The following is a 19,918-nucleotide window of genomic DNA, read 5'->3' as shown; positions in this document are numbered from 1 at the left end:
ATATAGCTAGTTTTAAGGAAAACGAGGGAATTGCTTAAAGTCTGGATCACGCTTATCTTTAAATGCGTCGCGTCCTTCTTTTGCTTCATCTGTTGTGTAATATAATAAAGTTGCATCTCCAGCAAATTGTTGAATACCAGCTAACCCATCTGTATCAGCATTAAATGCTGCTTTTAGGAAACGAATTGCAGTTGGGCTTTTTTCTAGTATCTCTTCACACCACTGAACTGTTTCTTCTTCTAACTTCTCTAATGGCACAACTGTATTCACTAATCCCATGTCAAGTGCTTCCTGTGCATTATATTGTCTACATAAAAACCAAATTTCGCGAGCTTTTTTATGTCCTACGATACGTGCTAAATAGCCTGAACCGTAACCAGCATCAAAGCTACCAACCTTTGGACCAGTTTGTCCAAATACAGCATTATCTGCTGCAATTGTTAAATCACATACAATGTGTAATACATGACCTCCACCAATTGCATAACCCGCAACCATTGCAATTACTGGCTTTGGTATTACTCGAATTAATCTTTGTAGATCTAACACATTAAGTCGTGGAATTTGGTCATCTCCAACATACCCACCATGTCCTCTAACCTTTTGATCTCCACCTGAACAAAACGCTTTACCACCTTCACCTGTTAAGATAATAACGCCTACGTTTTGATCATCTCTTGCATAAGCAAATGCATCAATTAATTCCATTACTGTTTTTGGTGTAAATGCATTATGTACATGTGGACGGTTAATTGAAATTTTTGCTATTCCATTATATGTTTGATATAGAATCTCTTCATACTTTCGTTCTGAAACCCATTCAATTGCCATTTCTATTTCCTCCTATTCAAAAATATCATTATTAATAAGAAACTCATTTACTATTTTACCAAAAAATTGTGGTTGTTCTACATGAATTGCATGTCCTGCGAAATTTATTTGTTTTTTCACAGAAATTTGTAGAAGATTATTCATTTTTATTGCTATATCACAAAACTTTTCATCCCATTCTCCACATAGTAGAAGCACTGGGATTGATAGTTGTGATAACTCTCCCCATAGTGAAGGTTGAGTGCCTGTTCCGATTCCAATCAAGCTATTTGCCAAACCAGTAGGTGAGTTTTTTAGTCTTTGCTGTCTTATTTTTTCCTGTTTTTTAGCTGGCAAGAGCCTTTGTGACTCAAAAAGAGGGATGTTTTCCCACTTGTTAACAAACTCTACTATACCATGATTAGTAATATCGGCTGCTAATTGTAAATCAGCTTTTTTACGATTTTCTCTTTGAACTGGGTCATCTAGTCCGGGTGAACTACTCTCTAAAATTAATCTTTTAATTCTATTTGGGTAAGAAGCTGCTACAGATAATGCTAGTCTTCCTCCCATAGAATATCCTATCATATTTACTTGATCGAGATTTAGTTTATCTAATATCGTGATTATATCCTTGATAACTTCTTTCATTTCATACCTTGATGAATCTAGAGGACTTTCTGTTTTTCCATGACCAATGATATCAATGCAAATAAGGTTGTATGAAGGAAAATAGTTCAACACCTCTAACCAACTGCTTGAAGAACCTGTAAAACCATGAAGAAAGACAAGAGTTTCAGCTTCTTGTTTTCTTAACTGGATTGCAACATGATAATTGATACCGTTAATTTTCATCATTCAACACTTTTCTTATTTCCTGGGAAACATGATCTAACAATTCCCGATGAACTTTGACACGAGTATTTCGATTTGTTTGTATTTCAAGCACTTTTAACCCTTCATTTGCCCAAGTTGAATCAAAATATGACTGAAAGCCTTCCCAACTATTTATTCTATTAAATTCTCCACCGTACATTTCAACAACTTTTGCATACTCTAAACCTGTTGGAGTTCCGTATAATCTTTCAAAATGCTTTTCTTCAGATGATTGTGGCAAAAATGAAAAAATGCCTCCTCCATCATTGTTTATTAAGATCACAGTTAAATTTAACTTGTTCATTTTTGCAGCTAAAAGACCATTTAAATCATGATAAAATGACAAGTCTCCTATTAATAGAAATGTTGGCTCACTTTCTTTAGCACAAATACCTAACGCGGTTGAAACAACCCCATCAATTCCATTTGCTCCTCTGTTACAGTAAACCTCAATTTCCTTTGAAGTATTTCGAAAAAAGGTATCTACATCACGAATTGGCATACTGTTGCCAACAACTAATTTGCATTGTTGAGGAAGAGACTTTTGCAATGCTTGTACTACTTTACCTTCAAAAAGATCTGTCATTTTTGTTAGAGCTTCTTCTATTTCCTGATCATGAGTTAATTGTGAGAAAATCCATTTCTTATAATAAGCTGTTATCTCTCTTCTAGAAATAGATTTTATCATTTCTTTACAAAATTCATCTTCATTACAGGTGATCAAATGAGATGAATTTAACGTCGGATCTCGGTATTCACCACTTGGATCGACAACAATCTGGATAATTCCAGGATTGTTTTTTAGGAGCTTCATTAAGGGCTTAGAAACAGGCATAGCTCCAAATCGAATCACAACATTTGGCTTTACATGTTTTGTAATGTCAGGATCCTTTAATATTGTGTCATAGCAATCAATCACACCAGTTTTCCTATGCTTACCCGCTCGTATTTGTGAAAGCGGATCAGCTAAAATCGGATATTTAAGGTGATCAGACAATTTTATTACCTCATCTATATATGAAATAGTTTGGTTGTCACCACAGATGATTATTCCATTTTGTTCAAATTCAATATGTTCAATAATTGTTGAAATGTCTTTGATTCTCATTGAAGACACACCAACTGATGTATGTAAATATGTTTTTCGATTTTCATGAGTATCCCATAAATTTGGCAGCATAAGGTTAGGAATTAAAGGCTCTCTAAAAGGAAAATTCAAGTGAACAACACCTTGAGGATTTGCTGTTGATATTCCAACCGATCTGTTTGCTATAGTTCGTGAATACCTTAGCATGTCATCATTTTCTTCTGCTAACGCAAGATCTACAAACCATTTAGAATACTTGCCATACATATTGATTTGATCTATTGCTTGTGGAGCACCTACATCTCTTAATTCATGAGGCCGATCTGCAGTTAAGATAAGTAGTGGTACTCTGGAATAGTGAGCTTCAATAATAGCTGGGTAATAATTTGCAGCAGCTGTACCTGAAGTGCAGACTAAAGCTACAGGTTTGTTTCCAGACTTAGCTAAGCCTAAGGCAAAAAAACCTGCAGACCTTTCATCAATGTTAATATATGTTGTTACATCTGGGTGCTCTAAAAATAACATTGCAAGAGGAGTAGACCTTGAACCAGGGCTAATAACGATCTGTTCAACCCCAGCCCGTGAAAGTTCATCAACAAAGCTTGCTACATAGCGTGTTAAAGAATTATCACTCATTATCTACTCCTCCTAATGCTGACATCATTGGCTTTAGTTTTATTTTTGTTTCAAGATATTCTGACTTTGGGTTAGATTCTTCTACAATTCCACAGCCTGCAAATAATGCAACATTATGGCCTTCAATTAAACCCGAACGAATAGCCACCACAAATTCTCCGTTATCATCAGCATCTAACCAGCCAATTGGAGCAGCATACCAGCCTCTATGCATTGGCTCAAGCTCTCTAATTTTTTCAATAGCCTTTTCTTTTGGAAAGCCTCCTAGAGCTGGTGTTGGATGAAGACTTTCGACTATTGAAAGCAAGGAATGACCTTTTTGAACATATCCTCTTACTGGTGTATAAAGATGCTGTATGTTCTTTGTCTTTAATAATGTTGGACTGTTAGGTGAAATAACCTCATAGCAACAATTTGTTAAAGCTTCTTTAATCATTTTAACAACGATGTCATGTTCTATTAAGTTTTTTGCATCCTTTAATAACTGCTCTCCGAGTTGTATATCTTGTTCTTGTGTTTTTCCTCTTTTAATTGATCCCGCTAAACAAGTAGAAAGTACTTCATTATCCTGCTTTTTGATTAAACGCTCTGGTGTTGCTCCAACAAAATGCTGCAGCCCGTTTTCAAATCCAAAAATAAAGCTTGTTGGTTGCTCTTTATGAAGACGATCTAACACTTGATATGGATTTACTTTTTCAGCGAACTTCAAGTGAACTTCTCTAGCTAAAACAACTTTATCCATTTCCTTGAGACGGATTTCATTTGTCGCTTTATCAACAGCTTTAAGCCACTGAGATGTTTTATATTCAATAGTAGAAAATTCGTTAACTTTTTCACAATCTATAAGATGATGATGTGTTGTTTGAGAATATGATTGCTCAAAATGTTTTAAACAATCCAATAAATCATCATGTGGTGTAACTAATTTATTTACCGTAAGATAAGTTTTACTGTTTATTATAGTGACCATTACTGTTGGTAATGTAAACTTTGCTTCTGAAAAAGCTTCCCATAAAGGATCTTTTTCTTTTATAGGATCAAATGAAAAGCCACCAAATAGAAGTGGACCTGTACCATCTTGTTTATCTTTGCTATTGGTATTAATAATTCTCTTTTTAAAACGCTTCCATTCTTTTTCAATTGCCGAAAAGCGTTCGATTGTTGAATGATTGTTTTCTAAAATAAGTTCATTTCCAACTCCTGCCAGTGTAAAGTCACGTTCAGGTGTTGACCATAAAAAACGTTCTCCTAAAAATAGTTCTTCACTAGAAGCTAAGAAATGTAGGGGGTCAATTGCATCCACTTCTTTTATGTGACTTACGATGACCGACTGATTTGTTTGCTTTGCCTCTTCCAATGTTTGTTGTATTAATTCTTTAATTGTATGATCCAAAGTTGTTATCAAGCTTATCCCCCCGACACCGAAAAATTGCTTTTATAAAGATACACCTAGCATGAAGGTGTGTCAATAGTATCTATTTTGTATATTTACCTTGTTTTGTCATACTAAAATCATATTATATCCTTATTATATAACTAGAGGAACAGGATTAAAATGAAAACGTATCGAACATCTAATGATTTTACAGGGATATCTGGTAATAATAAGCTGTAATGACAATTCGAAAAACCATTGACACCCTTTGGTTATTTTTCTAAACTATGTTATGGAGTCGTTTCTATGAACCGTTTGTTTTTTGCAAAAAAAAGGAGAGATTGTATGCAACCTCAAACATCGCCACACATTCCTTCTGTTAAAAAGGATACAGGCTGGAAAGTTTGGTGGATGCTTCTTCGTCCACATACTTTATCAGCAGCCTTTATTCCTGTTACAATAGGAACTGTGTTAGCCATGCACGAAGGATCCATAAAGCTCTCATTATTCATCGCGATGCTTGTTGCTTCAATATTAATTCAAGCTGCGACAAATATGTTTAATGAGTACTTTGATTATAAACGTGGTTTAGATAATGAAGCATCAGTTGGTATAGGTGGTGCAATTGTCCGAAATGGTATAAAAGCAAAAACTGTTTTAAACTTAGCCTTTGTCTTTTTCTTTGCTGCAACACTTATTGGCATTTATATTTGTTTTATGACATCCTGGTGGATCGCAGCTATTGGTGTTATTTGTATGTTAGCTGGTTATTTTTATACAGGTGGATCTATCCCAATTGCCTACACACCGTTTGGTGAGATAGTAGCAGGTTTCTTCATGGGAAATGTTATTGTATTAATAGCCTTTTATATTCAAACTCAAACAATAACTAGCAAAGCCTTCTTTATCTCAATTCCAATCTCAATATTAGTTGCAGCTATTTTAACAGCAAATAATATTCGTGATCTTGATGGAGATAAAGAAAATGGAAGAAAAACGCTAGCAATATTATTAGGTAGAAAGAATTCAATCGTCTTCTTAGCAGGAATGTTTATCGTTTCTTATCTAATTATCTTTATTTTAATAGCTGCTAACTTCATTTCTGTTTGGTCATTACTTGTCTTAATCAGCTTACCAAAAGCATACTCGGCAGTAAAACTTTTTATAGGTAAGAAATTCCCAATCGAAATGATGCCTGCAATGAAAGCTACAGCAAAAACGAATATCCAATTTGGATTTTTACTAGCTCTTGGTTTATTTATTAGCTACTTTATGTAAGTTTATTTAATTTTCCAGTGTAAAACACGGACCTTTTTGGCCGTGTTTTTTTGTACATTTTTTAACAAACATGTTTTAACTATAACTGCTCATAATAGGTATAGAACGAGATTAAAGGAAGGAGAGTGGAATAATTGCTTAGTTCACAACAAGTAGAAACCTTCCGTTCACAGCTTGCATCAATGAAAGCTGAAATACATCAACGCTTTGAAATGACTGGACATTTCGGACTAGAAGAATCACATCCACATGAATCTATTGGTGAGCTTTCAAGTTATGATAACCATCCAGCTGATGATGCAACAGCACTATATGAGCGTGAAAAAGATATAGCTCTTAATGAACATACTGAAGAAGAGCTTGCTGATATTGAAAGAGCATTACAAGCGATTGAAAAAGGAACATATGGTAAATGTGAGGTTTGTGGAGTTGACATTGCTCTTGAAAGACTTGAAGTCATTCCAACTGCCACCACATGTAAAGAGCATGCACCAGAACAGGTTGTTTCACATAATCGTCCTGTTGAAGAAGGTGTCCTTATGCCTCCTTTTGGAAAGTTTAACTATGATGAGCAAGATGAAAATGTAGCATTTGATGCAGAAGATGCCTATCAAATTGTCAATAGCTTTGGCTCATCTGAAACACCTTCAGATCTTTCTTATCCACAAGAACATTATAATGATGTTTATATGGAATCAGACGAACCTGATGGATATGTAGAGGATTATGAAAACTTTATTGGCACAGATATAGAAGGAAAAGAAATCACAATATTTCCTTCTAAGCTTCATCAAGAGTATGAAGACATGTTAGATGAAGAAGGAAGCATGACAATCTTTGGAGATTTGCCTCCTTATGAGAAGGATCCATATACAGAAGATAAGACATAAATAAGGCTGGGACATAAGTATTCAAGCTAATAATAAACTCGAAGTATTAGGGAATATTCCAATTAATTATTCGCCTAATATTTCGGGTTTTTATTTGCTATCTTGAATAGATTTTTTGATTGTGCATACTATTTTTAAGAACTAGTGGAATGGAGCGGAAGACATTTGACTCCTGCGGGAGGAAGCTAAGCCTCCTCGTAAGCTGCGCGCCTGTGGGGTCTTAGCCTTTCCTCTGCACCCGCCCCAGCGAATCTTATGTCTGCAGCGCAATGGAACGAACTTGTTTCTTTCAACTTAGCTGAATTTAGATTTATTCGTCTTTTTGTATGTCATTTTAATTATGTACCAGCCTCCAGTTTTTATTGTTTTAAAAACCACTAAATTTCATGACGTTGGCAGGGAAACGAGTAAATTTAGCGAATTGATTGTTATCTACATAATTGGAGGGATATTAAATGAATGCACATGAAATTGATTACATATTACACGGAGATGATATGCAATGTGTTGAAATCGAACTAGATCCAAATGAAAGTGTTGTTGCTGAAGCTGGTGGAATGATGATGATGGAAGATGGAATCGACATGGAAACCATTTTTGGTGATGGTGATAATAATCAAAAAGGATTTTTAGGAAAGCTTGTTGGAGCTGGGAAGCGTGTGATTACAGGAGAAAGTCTTTTTATGACTGTTTTTACAAATACAGCTCGTGTTGGTAAAAAACGAGTATCCTTTGCAGCTCCTTACCCAGGAAAAATTATACCTGTAGATTTAAGCGAACTAGGAGGAAAGGTTATTTGTCAAAAAGATTCCTTCCTTTGTGCAGCTAAAGGTGTATCAATAGGAATTGATTTTCAGAAAAAATTAGGTACTGGATTTTTTGGTGGAGAAGGATTTATTATGCAAAAGCTTGAAGGTGATGGATTAGCATTTTTACATGCTGGTGGAACAATAATTCGCAGAGAATTACAACCAGGTGAAAAGCTCCGTATTGATACTGGCTGTCTTGTCGCACTAAGTAAAGAGGTTGATTATAATATCGAGTATGTCGGTAAAATAAAATCAGCATTTTTCGGTGGAGAAGGATTATTCTTTGCAACAGTACAAGGCCCAGGAACAGTGTGGGTACAAACACTTCCATTTAGTCGTTTAGCAGACCGTGTGATTGCAAGTGCACCATCATCTGGGGGAGATTCTCGAGGAGAAGGTAGTATCCTTGGTGGACTTGGTAGGTTATTAGACTAAATGTTGTTGAAAAACTGAACAAAATTTAATGGATTGACTTTAAAATTTTGTTCACTGAAAGGCTTTAACCTTAGTTGTTGATTTACGTTTCAGACATTCGTTTTTCCGGGAAAAAATAACATTATCCATCTAATTTAGTCTAAAAAAGCTCAGATAGTGATAATCTGAGCTTTTCTATATCATCTTCCAGAAAGTGAGTAACAGTAATCAAACCCATCAGCCACACACTAATTCTATATGAAAGAATAAAAGATTTGTTTTAACTAAATACTTAAACCTTCTCAGGTTAAAAGGATTAAACTCTAACTCCCATCGGGTCAATCTTCCAGATATCATCAGCATATTGCTGGATCGTTCGATCACTAGAAAAGAAGCCTGAATGCGAAATATTAATTAATGCTTTCTCCAGCCACTTATCACGCTGCTGATAAGCAACTCCAACTTTTTCTTGTATATCAATATATGATGCAAAATCTCTTAATACAAAATATTGATCATTTTGTACAAGTAATGAATCTTTAATTGATTCAAACTCACCTTCATCTTCAGAGAAAAAGCCATTTGTTAATTGATCAACAACTTGACGAATTCTTAAATCATGATGGTAATATTCCATTGATCGATAACGACCATTTTCCTCATAATTTAAAACCTCCTGAGCTGTTAACCCAAAAGTAAAGATGTTGTCTTTTCCTACTTCCTCCATAATTTCAATGTTTGCTCCATCTAAGGTTCCAACAGTTAAAGCCCCATTCATCATAAACTTCATATTACCTGTACCTGATGCTTCTTTACTTGCAGTAGATATTTGTTCACTAACATCTGCAGCAGGAAAGATATCTTCTGCCAAGGAAACTCGGTAATTTTCCATAAAGACCACTTTGATTACCTTAGAAACCCTTGGATCGTTATTAACTTTGTCTGCCAGAGAATGAATTAACTTAATGATTTTTTTTGCATAATAATAGGTTGGAGATGCTTTAGCTCCAAAGATAAAGGTACGTGGCTGAATTGTATAATTTGCATCCTCTTTAAGACGATTATATAAATAAATAATATGAAGAACATTTAATAGTTGTCGTTTATAGGCGTGCATTCTTTTAACCTGAACATCGAATATAGAATCAATATCAACTACAATACCATTTTTCTCTGCAATTCTTTTCGCAAGAATTTCTTTTCTTTTACGTTTTACATTGGCAAATTGTTCTTTTAAATCTGGATGATAGATATGTCTCTTTAAATCTATTAATTTATCAGGTTGATGAACAAAGTCTTCACCAATCGTATTTTTAATCAGGTTGGTTAACCCTGGATTCGCTTTTAATAACCAGCGACGGTGAGTAATTCCATTTGTTTTATTATTAAATTTTGTTGGATAAATATCATAAAATGATTTCATTTCTCTGTGCTTTAATATATCTGAATGGATTTTTGCCACACCGTTTATACTGTTACTGCCGACAATTGCAAGATGTGCCATTTTAACTAAATCATGAGCGATAATTGCCATATGTTCAATTTTGTGCCAATCTCCCGGATATTTATTCCAAAGCTCTGCACAAAAACGTTCATTAATTTCCTCAATGATCATATAAATTCTAGGCATTAGTGGCTTAAACAGGTAAATTGGCCATTTCTCCAAAGCTTCGGATAAAATGGTATGATTCGTATAAGAAAGTGTATTTGTTGTCACTTTCCATGCCTCATCCCATGTTAAACCTTCTATATCCATAAGCAAACGCATTAACTCAGGTACAGCAAGTGCTGGATGAGTATCATTTATATGGATGGCAACTGAATGATGCAATTCTTTAATATTTGAATTTTCCTTCTTATACGATGCTATAATGCTTTGCAAGCTTGAAGAAACAAGGAAATACTGCTGCTTCAGCCTTAGGATCTTTCCCTCATCATGGGTATCATCAGGATATAGAAAATCAGTAATAGCCTCAGTATCTCTTTTGTAGGATAAAATATCCTGATTAGGAGCAAATGCTGCAGGTTCTGCATTCCAGAGTCTTAACGTATTCACTGTATCAACATGATATCCTACAACAGGCATATCATATGGTACAGCTAACACCTTTTCAGCTCCAACATGCTTAAAAGTTAATTCATTATTATCATAGCTTGTTTCGATTTTTCCCCAGAACAAAATTTCAGCAGCTTCATCTGGCTTTCTTACTTCCCATACATTTCCATGTCTTAGCCATTGTTCAGGTAATTCCACTTGATATCCATCTACAATTTTTTGATCAAAAAGGCCATGTTTATAACGAATTCCATAGCCATGACCTGGAAGGTTTAACGTTGCCAAAGAATCTAAAAAACAGGCTGCTAAGCGTCCTAAACCACCATTACCGAGGGCGGGATCTGATTCACATTCTTCGATATCACCCAAATCGATGCCTAAATCATTTAATCCTTCCTCAACAACATCTTTTATCCCTAGGTTTAATAGATTTTGGACAAGTAATCGCCCCAGTAAAAATTCGATTGAGAGATAGTAAACCTGTTTCTTATTTTCAGATCGATAAAGCTCATTCGTTTCTATCCATTTACTACTAATATATTCTCTAACCATATTACCTAACGTCAGGTATTGATCCCGCTTTGTCGTCTCTTCAAACCCTTTTCCACACATGCTTTCAAGTCTTTTCAGAAAACTTTCCTTAAACCGATCACTGTTAGAGAACATGAACTTCACTCCTAGTCGCTAATTGATTATAAAGCTCATGGTACTTTTGGGCAGATTGACCCCAACTATAATCCTGGCTCATTGCTTCTTGAACGAGTTGATGCCAAACATGCTCCTTGTTAAAAAATTCAATTGCACGATGAATTGTATGAAGCATATCATGAGCATTAAAATTTCTAAAAGTAAATCCGTTTCCTTCTTCCGTATCTTCGCGATAAGATCGGACTGTATCATTTAAACCACCTGTTTCTCGAACAATTGGGATCGTGCCATATCGTAAGGCTATTAATTGCCCAAGTCCACATGGCTCAAATTTTGAAGGCATTAAGAACATATCTGTGCCAGCGTATATTTGATGTGCCAATTTCTCATCAAAACCTATGTATGCCTTAAATTTAGTTGGATAGCGACTTTCCATCTCTCTAAAGAAATCTTCAAATTCCTTTTCCCCAGTTCCAAGTACGATCATTTGTATGTTCTCATTAATCAATGTATCAAGTACACGAGTTACCAAATCAAGACCTTTTTGCTTTGTTAACCTTGTTACCATTGATATAATTGGAATATTTTCATTAACAGGTAACCCAAAGAATGATTGTAGAGCAAGTTTATTTATTATTTTTTTATTACTTGTTTTAACTTGATAATTTTCAACAATAGCAGTGTCTGTTGCGGGATTATATACCTCATCATCAATTCCGTTCAGTATTCCAGATAGTGAAGAGCTTTTCGCAGATAAAAGACCATCTAGCCTCTCCCCATAATAAACCGTCTGTATTTCATCCTTATAGGTGGGACTTACTGTTGTAATGAAATCAGATGTCTCAATGGCAGCTTTCATAAAGTTAACATTTCCATAAAATTCAATACTTGCACATTTCTCATGATTGATACCTAAAAGATCTTGTAAAATACTGAATGGAAAAATACCCTGAAATTGTAGATTATGAATGGTAAATACCGTCTTCATCTTTTTATAAAAATCATCCTGCATATACTCTTCTTTTAATAAGTAGCTAATCATCCCAGTATGCCAATCGTGGGAGTGGATGATATCAGGCTGAAAATCAATTGCCTTAATAGCATCTAATACACCTCTACAAAAAAAGGAGAAGCGTTCAGCATCATCATAATGACCATATAAAGAATCACGATAGAAATAATATTCATTATCTAAAAAATAATACCGTATCCCTTCATATTCCATTGTTTCAATACCACAAAATTGCTGTCTCCATCCAACAGGAACTGTTATTTCAGTTTCCTTTTTCATCATGCCTCTATATTCCTCATGGATCAAACTATATTTTGGTAAAATGACTCTAACATCCGCACCCAACTTCTTTAATTCCTTCGGTAAAGCCCCAGTTACATCTGCGAGGCCACCTGATTTTATAAAAGGGACGCATTCTGAAACAGTAAATAGTACTTTCACGAATTCATCATCGCTCCTTGAATGGTTTTCTTTCTTAAAACATGTGGTTTTTCTTCAGTTCCATTTAGTTGCGAAGAGTTCAATATCTTCACATCTTTGTCAGCAATAATATGCTCTAATAAACAATTATCTCCAATAGTTGTTTTTTGCATAATCACGCTATTTTTTATAACCGTATCTTTACCAATATGCACACCACGGAAAATAATACTATTTTCTACTGTCCCTTCTATTTTGCATCCATTAGCAATCAAAGAATTTTTCACTGAAGAGCTCTTGCCATATTTTGTTGGTGGCTCATCTTTAGCTTTTGTAAGTATTGGACGATCACTAAGGAAAACTTCATTCCATATCGCAGGATTAAGCATTTCTAAGCTATGCTTATAATAGCTATCCATTGAATCAATAACTGCAGCATACCCAGTGAATTCATAGTCACATATTGTTAAACTTTTACGGTTTTCCAAAATAATATCTGTTAGGGTTTTACAACCTGTTTTTGTTTTATCCTCAATTAAATCCATAAGTAATTTTGTAGACATAATATACATTTGAAGTGACTCACCATTTTGACGAACTTCAGTAATATCACAACGGTTTTCAATATGGCGATTCAGCACTTGCTTATAATCAATATTACACACCGTATAGCTATTAGTTATAACAGCATATTCCTGTGTACTTCTTAAAAAGAAATCTAGGTGATCTGAAAACTGACGAAAAGAACCAAATTCATCATACTCATTATGCAAATGAGGAGACGGGAAAAAGAATAAACCATCTTTTTTGCGATTTAAATCCCACTGCTTACCTGAACCTATATGGTCCATTAACGAGCGATAAGAATATTTCGGAAAAATTGCAACACTATCTATCTCAGAATTGACCATATTTGACAAAACAAAATCGATAAGACGATAACGGCCCGCAAATGGTATCGCTGCTAAAGAGCGATGTAATGTTAAATCCTCTATTTCAGGTCTAAAAGCTGTTGCATCTATAATCCCTAACATTCTATTCATATGATAAAATTCTCCCCTTTTGTCAACAGAAATCCCAATTAGGACTAGTTTTACACATTGAAAACTAGCAAATCAGGTTCTGTTATATATATTTATAGCTATTAATTAGATGAAAGAGTGTCTATATCTAAAGAAATTTCGTCAATAATATCTTCAGTAACAAGAATAACTTCATTCACATCTGATGGACAAATAACTGTGCCGTTTGGAATCTCTATCCCACTTGGTACAATCACATTCTCTAATAACACATTTTCCCCGATTACAACATCAGGCATTAATACAGAGTTTTTTATTTTCGTCTGGCTTCCAACCTGCACACCTTGAAATAAAACGGAATGATCAACATTTCCCATAATCACACAACCATCATTGACTAAGGAATCAGTTACTTCTGCATCATCAGCGATGAATTGCGGAGGATTGTTTGAATTGACAGAATATACCTTCCAATCACGGTCAAATAAGTTTAATTGTGATTCATCATTTAGGAGATCCATATTTGCTTCCCAAAGACTTTTGACTGTTCCAACATCCTTCCAGTATCCTTTAAATGGATAAGCCACAACGTTGCGTCCTTCATCAAGTAATAATGGAATAATATCTTTTCCAAAATCATGGCTAGAATATGGATTTCGATCGTCCATTTCAAGAAACTCTTTTAAAACGGACCATTTAAAAATGTAAATCCCCATTGATGCTAGATTATTTTTCGGATTAGCTGGTTTCTCATCAAACTCTACTACCTGCATATCTTCATCTGTATTCATAATTCCAAAACGGCTTGCTTCGTCCCATGGAACTTCTACTACAGAAATGGAGGCATCTGCATTTTTGGCAATATGATAATCTAGCATTTTTGAATAATCCATTTTATAAATATGATCACCTGATAAGATCAGCACATATTCTGGATCATATTGTTTTATATAATTAATATTTTGGTAGATAGCACTAGCCGTTCCTTTATACCATTTCATTTCAGATGATTCTGTATAGGGTGGTAAAACAGTTACTCCGCCATTTTTACGATCAAGATCCCATACACTTCCAATACCAATATATGAGTTTAAAACTAATGGTTGATATTGTGTAAGAACACCAACAGTATCAATGCTAGAATTCGTACAGTTACTTAATGTAAAATCAATTATTCGATATTTACCACCAAACGGAACAGCTGGTTTAGCTAAATTTTTTGTAAGTGAGCTTAATCTGCTTCCCTTACCCCCTGCTAGTAACATCGCGACGCATTTTTTTCTGACCATGTTTATTATCTCCTCTCTTTTTTACAGCACGTAATATAACAGCACCATATGGTGGAACAGTCATTGATATGTGGTAAGGATTACCGTGAAACTCACCTTCAATTGCCTTTAAATTTCTTGGATTTAGTTGATCAGATCCTCCGAACTCTTCTGCATCACTATTTATAACTTCAACATATTCAGTATCAAGGGGTACTCCAATTTTAAAATCATGGTATACATTTGGTTTGAAATTACAAATAACAACTAAAACATCATTTTCTTTTTGACCTTTTCTAAGAAATGAAAAAATACTTTGTTCTTTATTGTTAACATCAATCCATTCAAAGCCTTCCTCTGAATGATCTAGCTCATATAAAGGTTTTTGTTTTTGATAAAGTGATTGTAGCTGTTTAAAATACACTCTCATTTTGCTATGCATCTCAAAATCATCTAGAATCCAATCTAATTGTTCCAGATCTTTCCATTCATCAAACTGACCAAACTCCCCACCCATAAATAACAATTTCTTCCCTGGATGAGCAATCATATAAGCATATAGAAGTCTCAACTGCGCAAACTTCTGCCAATAATCACCAGGCATTTTATTTAATAGAGATTTTTTTCCGTGAACAACTTCATCATGTGAGAGTGGTAAAATGAAATTTTCTGAAAAAGCGTAAATAAGGGAGAAGGTTACTTTATGGTGGAGATCACCCCTTTCTTCTGGAGAGGCCTCCATATAAGAAAGAATGTCATTCATCCATCCCATATTCCATTTGTAGTTAAAGCCAAGACCACCAGACGAGGTAGGAGAGGTTACCAACGGCCAATCGGTTGAGTCTTCAGCAATCATTAATAAATCAGGATCTTTAGCAAATACAGCTTCATTTAGTTTTCTTAAAAAGGCTACCGCATAAGGATTTTCTACGAGTTCATTTGAATTAGGCCAATATAACATGTTTGCAACAGCATCTACACGAAATCCATCCACATGGAATTTCTCTATCCAAAACATAGCGTTGGATATTAAATAGCTTTGCACCTCTGGTTTCCCAAGATCAAAATTTGCAGTACCCCAGATCATATTTTCCCGATCATATTCGTTCTGATATTCAAATGTTGGTGAACCATCAAACATATATAGTCCATGAGCATCTTTACAAAAATGACCTGGTACCCAATCAATAATGACACCTATGTTTTCCTCATGACATGCATCAATGAACTCCATTAATTCTTTTGGAGAACCAAACCGGCTTGTAGCTGAAAAATATCCTGTTCCTTGATAGCCCCAAGATCTGTCATATGGATGTTCAATTATTGGAAGAAGCTCAATATGTGTAAATCCATGCTCTATCACATAAGGAATAAGCATTTCTGCTATCTCTTTATAGCTATATAGTTCACCATCTTCTTTCTTTTTCCATGTACCTAAATGAACTTCATAAATAGACACAGGACGATTATAGGGCTGCCTTAGACGCTTTCTTTTTTTCCATTTATGATCCTGCCACTCATATCCTGCTAAATCACAAACAACGGAAGCGGTATTCGGTCTTACTTCTGCAAAGAAGGCATAGGGATCTGCTTTTAACAAAACACGACCATCAAATGTCACTATTTCATATTTATATAGCTCTCCTTCACAGATATGAGGTATAAAAAGACTCCATATTCCTTCATCATTTACCTTTATCATTTTATTTGCCTGACCGGACCAATTATTAAAGTTACCAACAACATTTACTTCCTTCGCATGTGGTGCCCAAACACAAAAATTAGTTCCCACTTCACCCTCTCTTGTTTGAAGATGTGCTCCTAAAAACGTATAACTTTCGAAAGACTGCCCTTCATGAAACAAATGAATATCAAAGTCTGTTGGACATATGAGCGTCACACAAGTCACCCTTTCCTTTATTATCTATGCTACATATTCAAGAGTTACTATCAATTCCCTTTAATGTAAACGGTTCTTTCTTACGACATAAAATTACAAAGAAAATTAAAAAATCGTAAATTATTATTCTTTTAAAATAAAAACTATATTCTGTACCTTTATATAAAAAGCACTTAAACGCTTGGTACTTCTAGAAAAGTAGCTAAAATTAATCAATTTAAAAATAATGTTATTTGATGTATAAAAATCAGTTAAACTAGTAGATAAGACTATAATCAAAAAACCCAATAATTATTTTTGAATAGTAATTTATTCGACATTTTGTAGGAATTTGTAGAAGGGTTTTCAAAAAAAAATTATAATTAATTTTATAACTTTACCTAATAAATTAATAAAGTGAAGTAATTTTCGGGGATCATAATCTTATGAGAAGGCAATAACACACTAAAATTTAGCTACTAGAAAAAATTATTCATTACATAATAATCTTGCTAAGCTATTATCAAGTTCTAGTTATTAACTTGTGTTTGAATAAACATCTTTTTTTAAAAACATTTTATAAATCCTGTACAGAACAATAGACAATACTATATGCATGTATGCCTTGATGCTATCAAATAGGGCTTAATTACAGGAGTGTTTGCTTGTAGTTTAAGATCGTTGGAGTTAATCTCATTTTATCACCGTCTGCCGTAACCTTTAGAAAAATGATCTTTCTGTTAATGTATATTTAGGCATTAAATAATGCTATTGAATAAATAACTTCTAAAAATGGTCTTTGTATAAAATGACATATATTTCGTTTCATCGAATTCATCTTAATGACATGAAGATGAATCTGGCATGCATGTTTCACTGAAGTTGTTTATAAAAGTGGAAAAACTGAAGAGGTTCGTTTATTTTTAAGATTCTGTTAAACTTTGCAGGTGGTTTCCGTTACAGATGCAACTGCTTTCCAAAGTCATTCTGGGAGACTCCTCATAGCTGCACGACTGAAGAGACCTTTGAGACCCACTATGTATATATCTTAATAAGTTATTTCATTTATCTCTACAAGGTATCTAAAAACACCTTAGAACGTTTGTACATCTACACCTTAAGAATTTTCATATATTAAAACTATAATAGCTTCATTACATTGGCTAAATAGGTAAAAATGCTTTACATGAAGTGTATTTCAACTACTAACCTCTAAGGTTCTTTGCACATTAAAAATCCTCTACGTTACTCTTTACCTAGATCCATTACAAATTGCAGACATAAAAAAACACTACATATATGATGTAGTGTTTTTAGGATGACCCGTACGGGATTCGAACCCGTGTTACCGCCGTGAAAGGGCGGTGTCTTAACCGCTTGACCAACGGGCCGTATTTATTTAAATTTGATATGGCGGAGAAGGAGGGATTTGAACCCTCGCGCCGCTTACACGACCTACACCCTTAGCAGGGGCGCCTCTTCAGCCACTTGAGTACTTCCCCATATGGCTCCGCAGGTAGGACTCGAACCTACGACCGATCGGTTAACAGCCGATAGCTCTACCACTGAGCTACTGCGGAAAAATAAATTTTAATGGTGGGCCTAAATGGACTCGAACCATCGACCTCACGCTTATCAGGCGTGCGCTCTAACCAGCTGAGCTATAGGCCCATTTTTGGAGCGGGTGAAGGGAATCGAACCCTCATCATCAGCTTGGAAGGCTGAGGTTTTACCACTAAACTACACCCGCAAGATGGGGCGACTGATGGGAATCGAACCCACGAATGCCTGAACCACAATCAGGTGCGTTAACCACTTCGCCACAACCGCCATAGACATTAATTAAATTATAAAGGTGGCTCAGGACGGAATCGAACCGCCGACACATGGATTTTCAGTCCATTGCTCTACCAACTGAGCTACTGAGCCAAATAAGTTTACGGCTTCCACTAAGCTTCAAATCTCTTCGTCAGCTCTTTCACTCACATCCTCACGTATTCACATACGCTCCGGTGCTCGATCAGTCGCTTTCTCGACCTTTTCGCTTATTGAAACCCTTTTACACTATACCAGGATAGATCTAGGTTTACGGCTTCCACTAAACTTCGAATCTCTTCATCAGCTCTTTCACTCACATCCTCACGTATTTACATACGCTCCGGTGCTCGATCAGTCGCTTCTTCGAAGTTCTCGTTTTTTGAAACCCTTTTACACTATACAAAATTAGCAGTGTAAACTAATCTTTTAAAAATTAAATGGCGGTCCGGACGGGACTCGAACCCGCGACCTCCTGCGTGACAGGCAGGCATTCTAACCAACTGAACTACCGGACCAAGTTTTTTCACGTAGTGAAAATAAACATCATTGTACTTTTCTAGAGAAATAAATACTTCTAAGAAAAATTGGTTGCGGGGACAGGATTTGAACCTGCGACCTTCGGGTTATGAGCCCGACGAGCTACCAGACTGCTCCACCCCGCGATAATAAAGTGTAAAGTTTACATTATAAGAATATGGAGGAGGAAGGGGGATTCGAACCCCCGCGGGTTTTGACACCCCTGTCGGTTTTCAAGACCGATCCCTTCAGCCGGACTTGGGTATTCCTCCGGATATTCGGATAATGGTGGACCTTGTAGGACTCGAACCTACGACCGGACGGTTATGAGCCGTCTGCTCTAACCAACTGAGCTAAAGGTCCAAAATGGTAGCGGCGGAGGGAGTCGAACCCACGACCTCACGGGTATGAACCGTACGCTCTAGCCAGCTGAGCTACACCGCCATAATGGTAAATAAAATCAAGTATTTAAAAATTGGTGGAGCCTAGCGGGATCGAACCGCTGACCTCCTGCGTGCAAGGCAGGCGCTCTCCCAGCTGAGCTAAGGCCCCATTAAACTAGGAATAGAATGGTCGGGAAGACAGGATTCGAACCTGCGACCCCTTGGTCCCAAACCAAGTGCTCTACCAAGCTGAGCTACTTCCCGTTTATATGGCGCGCCCGAGAGGAGTCGAACCCCTAACCTTTTGATCCGTAGTCAAACGCTCTATCCAATTGAGCTACGGGCGCTAAGATTGCTTAATTTTTGTTTGATAATTAAGGTAAGTTTTTTTACTTCACAAAAAAACTTTGGTGCCGAGGACCGGAATCGAACCGGTACGGTAGTCACCTACCGCAGGATTTTAAGTCCTGTGCGTCTGCCAGTTCCGCCACCCCGGCACTTTCTACTGGAGCGGAAGACGGGATTCGAACCCGCGACCCCCACCTTGGCAAGGTGGTGTTCTACCACTGAACTACTTCCGCAATATTCTCATAAGTGAATTATTGTAAGTTATTTTCGCTTTGCGAAAAAACTTTGATGCGGGTGAAGGGACTTGAACCCCCACGTCACAAGGACACTAGATCCTAAGTCTAGCGCGTCTGCCAATTCCGCCACACCCGCA

Annotated in this window: 12 protein-coding genes and 18 tRNA genes; 3 read left to right on the top strand and 27 right to left on the bottom strand. The window is 35.9% G+C overall.

Features of this window, described 5'->3' with window-relative positions:
• Nucleotides 1-12: 12 nt before the first annotated feature.
• The 4 genes from menB to JOC75_RS19990 are packed head-to-tail and all read right to left on the bottom strand — an operon-like array spanning nucleotide 13 to nucleotide 4,814.
• A complete protein-coding gene (menB, locus tag JOC75_RS20005; protein WP_146950797.1) occupies nucleotides 13-831 on the bottom strand; it encodes a 1,4-dihydroxy-2-naphthoyl-CoA synthase in 819 nt (272 codons plus the stop codon).
• A gap of 12 nt (nucleotides 832-843) precedes the next feature.
• Nucleotides 844-1,668: a 2-succinyl-6-hydroxy-2,4-cyclohexadiene-1-carboxylate synthase gene (menH, locus tag JOC75_RS20000; RefSeq protein WP_338036614.1), complete on the bottom strand. Its 825-nt coding sequence runs from the start codon at nucleotides 1,666-1,668 to the stop codon at nucleotides 844-846.
• Complete coding sequence (menD, locus tag JOC75_RS19995) at nucleotides 1,655-3,409, bottom strand: 2-succinyl-5-enolpyruvyl-6-hydroxy-3-cyclohexene-1-carboxylic-acid synthase (protein ID WP_204955743.1); 1,755 nt, start codon at nucleotides 3,407-3,409, stop codon at nucleotides 1,655-1,657. The genes menH and menD overlap by 14 nt, the downstream gene beginning before the upstream one ends.
• A complete protein-coding gene (locus JOC75_RS19990; RefSeq protein WP_204955742.1) occupies nucleotides 3,402-4,814 on the bottom strand; it encodes an isochorismate synthase in 1,413 nt (470 codons plus the stop codon). Before JOC75_RS19990 ends, menD begins: the two co-directional genes overlap by 8 nt.
• A 315-nt stretch (nucleotides 4,815-5,129) precedes the next feature.
• Here JOC75_RS19990 and JOC75_RS19985 point away from each other — a divergent pair, with 315 nt between their 5' ends.
• The 3 genes from JOC75_RS19985 to JOC75_RS19975 all read left to right on the top strand — a co-directional run bounded on the left by JOC75_RS19985 (nucleotide 5,130) and on the right by JOC75_RS19975 (nucleotide 8,196).
• The gene (locus JOC75_RS19985; protein ID WP_204955741.1) at nucleotides 5,130-6,062 is read left to right on the top strand and encodes a 1,4-dihydroxy-2-naphthoate polyprenyltransferase; all 933 of its coding nucleotides are present in this window, start codon (nucleotides 5,130-5,132) and stop codon (nucleotides 6,060-6,062) included.
• 134 nt (nucleotides 6,063-6,196) lie between these two features.
• Complete coding sequence (locus tag JOC75_RS19980) at nucleotides 6,197-6,952, top strand: TraR/DksA C4-type zinc finger protein (protein ID WP_204955740.1); 756 nt, start codon at nucleotides 6,197-6,199, stop codon at nucleotides 6,950-6,952.
• A 455-nt stretch (nucleotides 6,953-7,407) separates the two neighbouring features.
• The gene (locus JOC75_RS19975) at nucleotides 7,408-8,196 is read left to right on the top strand and encodes a TIGR00266 family protein (protein ID WP_204955739.1); all 789 of its coding nucleotides are present in this window, start codon (nucleotides 7,408-7,410) and stop codon (nucleotides 8,194-8,196) included.
• A 295-nt stretch (nucleotides 8,197-8,491) separates the two neighbouring features.
• On the opposite strand, the gene JOC75_RS19970 is transcribed toward JOC75_RS19975, so the two are convergent.
• The 23 genes from JOC75_RS19970 to JOC75_RS19860 all read right to left on the bottom strand — a co-directional run bounded on the left by JOC75_RS19970 (nucleotide 8,492) and on the right by JOC75_RS19860 (nucleotide 19,917).
• Nucleotides 8,492-10,897, bottom strand: a complete 2,406-nt coding sequence (locus JOC75_RS19970) for a glycogen/starch/alpha-glucan phosphorylase (RefSeq protein WP_204955738.1) — start codon at nucleotides 10,895-10,897, stop codon at nucleotides 8,492-8,494.
• On the bottom strand, nucleotides 10,887-12,332 hold the full coding sequence (gene glgA / locus JOC75_RS19965) for a glycogen synthase GlgA (protein ID WP_204955737.1): 1,446 nt from the start codon (nucleotides 12,330-12,332) through the stop codon (nucleotides 10,887-10,889). Before glgA ends, JOC75_RS19970 begins: the two co-directional genes overlap by 11 nt.
• The gene (locus tag JOC75_RS19960) at nucleotides 12,329-13,354 is read right to left on the bottom strand and encodes a GlgC family sugar phosphate nucleotidyltransferase (protein ID WP_204955736.1); all 1,026 of its coding nucleotides are present in this window, start codon (nucleotides 13,352-13,354) and stop codon (nucleotides 12,329-12,331) included. Before JOC75_RS19960 ends, glgA begins: the two co-directional genes overlap by 4 nt.
• Before the next feature lie 101 nt (nucleotides 13,355-13,455).
• On the bottom strand, nucleotides 13,456-14,622 hold the full coding sequence (locus tag JOC75_RS19955; protein WP_204955735.1) for a glucose-1-phosphate adenylyltransferase: 1,167 nt from the start codon (nucleotides 14,620-14,622) through the stop codon (nucleotides 13,456-13,458).
• Entirely contained in the window at nucleotides 14,579-16,501 is a 1,923-nt protein-coding gene (glgB, locus tag JOC75_RS19950; protein ID WP_204955734.1) for a 1,4-alpha-glucan branching enzyme, read from the bottom strand. Before glgB ends, JOC75_RS19955 begins: the two co-directional genes overlap by 44 nt.
• Before the next feature lie 1,298 nt (nucleotides 16,502-17,799).
• A tRNA-Glu gene (locus JOC75_RS19945) sits at nucleotides 17,800-17,871 on the bottom strand.
• Nucleotides 17,872-17,891: 20 nt separating this feature from the next.
• A tRNA-Ser gene (locus JOC75_RS19940) sits at nucleotides 17,892-17,982 on the bottom strand.
• 3 nt (nucleotides 17,983-17,985) lie between these two features.
• Nucleotides 17,986-18,060, bottom strand: a tRNA-Asn gene (locus JOC75_RS19935).
• A 14-nt stretch (nucleotides 18,061-18,074) separates the two neighbouring features.
• Nucleotides 18,075-18,151, bottom strand: a tRNA-Ile gene (locus JOC75_RS19930).
• A gap of 5 nt (nucleotides 18,152-18,156) precedes the next feature.
• Nucleotides 18,157-18,230 (bottom strand) — tRNA-Gly (locus JOC75_RS19925).
• Between the two features lie 4 nt (nucleotides 18,231-18,234).
• Nucleotides 18,235-18,310, bottom strand: a tRNA-His gene (locus tag JOC75_RS19920).
• A gap of 26 nt (nucleotides 18,311-18,336) precedes the next feature.
• Nucleotides 18,337-18,409 (bottom strand) — tRNA-Phe (locus JOC75_RS19915).
• A gap of 327 nt (nucleotides 18,410-18,736) precedes the next feature.
• Nucleotides 18,737-18,813, bottom strand: a tRNA-Asp gene (locus tag JOC75_RS19910).
• Nucleotides 18,814-18,883: 70 nt separating this feature from the next.
• Nucleotides 18,884-18,960: transfer RNA gene (locus tag JOC75_RS19905), tRNA-Met, on the bottom strand.
• Nucleotides 18,961-18,993: 33 nt separating this feature from the next.
• Nucleotides 18,994-19,086 (bottom strand) — tRNA-Ser (locus JOC75_RS19900).
• Between the two features lie 14 nt (nucleotides 19,087-19,100).
• Nucleotides 19,101-19,177, bottom strand: a tRNA-Ile gene (locus tag JOC75_RS19895).
• 4 nt (nucleotides 19,178-19,181) lie between these two features.
• Nucleotides 19,182-19,258, bottom strand: a tRNA-Met gene (locus JOC75_RS19890).
• 32 nt (nucleotides 19,259-19,290) lie between these two features.
• Nucleotides 19,291-19,366 (bottom strand) — tRNA-Ala (locus tag JOC75_RS19885).
• A gap of 18 nt (nucleotides 19,367-19,384) precedes the next feature.
• Nucleotides 19,385-19,461: transfer RNA gene (locus JOC75_RS19880), tRNA-Pro, on the bottom strand.
• Nucleotides 19,462-19,467: 6 nt separating this feature from the next.
• Nucleotides 19,468-19,544, bottom strand: a tRNA-Arg gene (locus JOC75_RS19875).
• Nucleotides 19,545-19,605: 61 nt separating this feature from the next.
• Nucleotides 19,606-19,694, bottom strand: a tRNA-Leu gene (locus JOC75_RS19870).
• A gap of 9 nt (nucleotides 19,695-19,703) precedes the next feature.
• A tRNA-Gly gene (locus JOC75_RS19865) sits at nucleotides 19,704-19,778 on the bottom strand.
• 56 nt (nucleotides 19,779-19,834) lie between these two features.
• Nucleotides 19,835-19,917, bottom strand: a tRNA-Leu gene (locus JOC75_RS19860).
• Nucleotide 19,918 lies beyond the last annotated feature (1 nt).

Origin of the sequence: Metabacillus crassostreae (assembly GCF_016908395.1) — a bacterium.
Classification (GTDB): domain Bacteria; phylum Bacillota; class Bacilli; order Bacillales; family Bacillaceae; genus Metabacillus; species Metabacillus crassostreae.
This window is presented reverse-complemented; position numbering and strand designations above follow the sequence as displayed.